Genomic DNA, 2,264 nt, shown 5'->3' on the forward strand with positions numbered 1-2,264 from the left:
GCTTGGCATGATGCCTAAATGCGCCGAAACCGCCGAACCGCCCTCCGATCCCCCCGAGTCTCCCGCACCACGCGGGCGATCGCGGTCGCGGCGGCCCTCACCGCGCTCGCCACGGCCTGCACGCACTCCACCGCCTCGTCCCACGCGGCACCGTCGCAGGCTCCGACGACGGACACCCCCGGCCAGGCCATCGTGCACGAGGCCGACGTCGATCTCACCATCACCGACGCCGTCGCCCACCTCGACAGCGCGGGCAACGGCACCCTGACGATGAGGATCCGCAACGACAGCGGGGTGCCCGAGCACCTCGACATGGTCGCCACCCCGGACGCGGGGCGCGGCGCCATCGCCGGCCGCAGCACCGGCAAGATCGGCGATCCCGGTTCCCTGATGGACGCGGGGATCTCCCTGCCCGACAGCAAGACGGTGACCTTCGGCGGCAGCGGTCCGACCGTCACGTTCACCGCGGTGCACGGCGTCACCGCCGAGCACACGCTGCCGCTGATGCTCCAGTTCGGCGTGGCCCGTCTGGTCCACCTCTCCGCCCGCGTCGTCACGACCGGCTGAACCGGAACCGGACGCACGCGCCGGGCGGTACGGCTGAGCGGAACGACAGAGCGCGGCACGACCGAGCGCGGCCGGACGGGAGCGGTCCCGTCCGGCCGCGCTCAGGTGCGTCGGGAGACGGCGCGGACCAGGAGAAGATGCCGATGTCGGCCGCGTCCGGGGCGGGCGCGGTGATGTCGAAGGAGTTGCCGCACGGGGTGATCGACTGCTTCTTGCCGCCGCCGTCGGCGGAGAGGCAGGGGGTGGTCAGCGAGGTGGTCTGGTTCGGCGGAGCGACCAGCCGCGGCCCTCCGGTGTGCGGTGGGCGTGTCTGCCGCGTAGTGCGCACAGCGGCCGAGCCCGCGCCACTGCCGGTGGCCCGCTCCGTTGTCGTACGGCCACGGCCGCTTCGGTCAGGGGGCGTTGTGGGGCGGGGCGGCTCTGACGACGGTGCGTTTGCGCTCCAGGACGACGATCGGGCAGTTCAGCGCCTCGGCGATCTTCAGGAGGTTCGCCGGGGTGGCGCTGCGCCAGCCCGACTCGATCTCGCCCATCAACTGCTCGGAGATGCCGACGAGATCGGCCAGCGCCCGCTTGGTCAGCCCGGACTTCTCCCGCGCCCAGGTGACCGCCTCGGGCTCCTGGTAGAGCCGCCTCGGGCGGAAGCGGCGGCTGGGTGTCATGGGGGACAAACTAGCGCGTAGTAGGGCGTGGATCAAGCAACTACGCGCGTACTACGCACTTGAGATGCGTAGTGATGCGCTGGCGTGCAGGCCAGCCGCGGGATCGTGGCGTCGACGGTCCGTGGAATTGGACGCCGAGTGCGTAGTAGTGCGAAGCTCGCGGTATGACTGAGAGCCTGCGGCCGCCCCCCGAAGGGCAGTTGCTCATGGCGGCGGCGGGGAGGCTGGGCGACCTCTCCGGGCGGAAGGTCGCGGCGCGGACCGAGTTGAGCGCGGCGGTCGTGAAGAAGCTGGGCTACTCCAAGCCGAAGCTGAGCGAGCCGTGGTGGCGCGTCGTCACCAGTGGATACCAGTCGGTGCACGGGGTGAAGGTGCCGTACCACGTCCCCGGCGAGACCGTGGCCCGCTTCGCCTATGCGGTGGAAGTGACCGCCGAGGAGTTGGAGACCGCCGGCCGCGCGGACGCGGCGGAGGCGCTTCGGGTGCTCACGGCCGAGGTCGCCGTGGACGAGAAGGAGCGGCGCGACACGGACGCCGCCCGCCGGGCCGCCGGCAACCCGGCGCGGGTCGAGGAGCGCTGGCTGATGCTGGAGCCGGTGCTGCGGCAGGCGCCCGTCGGCCTCGACGCGTTCGAGCGGGACGACCTGCGCGGGCGGGTCGACGTCCTGCTCACGGAGAGCCCGCAGTGGTGCCCGCCGGAGGAGGCGGCCGAGCCGAAACCGCCCGCCGACGGCGCGAAAGGTGCCAAGGGTGCCAAGGGCGGGGCGAAGGGGAAACGCGCGAAGCAGGGGTAGCGGTGCGGGCGCTCACCCCGGGCGGCGTGCTCGGGCGGTCCGGCCGGGCGGCCTCGACGCGGCGGTCGACGATACCCCGGACACGACGGAACTGCGGGAACTGCTGGCGGGTACCAGGTCGGTCGGGGCGTGACGAGTCGGCGCCCGCCGCGCTGACGATGGTGACGAACGGCGCTACGGAGAAGGTCAGTTGGGGGAGAGGCGGTACAGGGCTGCCGTGCCCGGGGGGAGGATGAGGGGG

General features: G+C 72.7%; 4 protein-coding genes. 2 read left to right on the top strand and 2 right to left on the bottom strand.

The window, feature by feature from the left end; translation table 11 throughout:
- Window positions 1–18 precede the first annotated feature (18 nt).
- Window positions 19–567, top strand: coding sequence for a hypothetical protein (locus tag AC13HU_RS35945; RefSeq protein WP_483046193.1), 549 nt, complete (start codon window positions 19–21; stop codon window positions 565–567).
- On the opposite strand, the gene AC13HU_RS35950 is transcribed toward AC13HU_RS35945, so the two are convergent.
- Window positions 554–895, bottom strand: coding sequence for a hypothetical protein (locus AC13HU_RS35950; RefSeq protein WP_483046194.1), 342 nt, complete (start codon window positions 893–895; stop codon window positions 554–556). The two genes, AC13HU_RS35945 and AC13HU_RS35950, sit on opposite strands and share 14 nt — an antisense overlap.
- Before the next feature lie 64 nt (window positions 896–959).
- On the bottom strand, window positions 960–1,229 hold the full coding sequence (locus tag AC13HU_RS35955; protein WP_483046195.1) for a helix-turn-helix domain-containing protein: 270 nt from the start codon (window positions 1,227–1,229) through the stop codon (window positions 960–962).
- A gap of 164 nt (window positions 1,230–1,393) precedes the next feature.
- On the opposite strand from AC13HU_RS35955, the gene AC13HU_RS35960 reads away from it, so the two are divergent.
- Window positions 1,394–2,023, top strand: coding sequence for a hypothetical protein (locus AC13HU_RS35960; RefSeq protein ID WP_483046196.1), 630 nt, complete (start codon window positions 1,394–1,396; stop codon window positions 2,021–2,023).
- Window positions 2,024–2,264: the final 241 nt, after the last annotated feature.

The organism is Streptomyces sp. NH27, assembly GCF_056859195.1.

Coding starts and splice junctions, on each gene's coding strand:
- AC13HU_RS35945 (WP_483046193.1), top strand. CDS start 19: ATGCGCCGAAACCGCCGAACCGCCCTCCGATCCCCCCGAGTCTCCCGC.
- AC13HU_RS35955 (WP_483046195.1), bottom strand. CDS start 1,229: ATGACACCCAGCCGCCGCTTCCGCCCGAGGCGGCTCTACCAGGAGCCC.
- AC13HU_RS35960 (WP_483046196.1), top strand. CDS start 1,394: ATGACTGAGAGCCTGCGGCCGCCCCCCGAAGGGCAGTTGCTCATGGCG.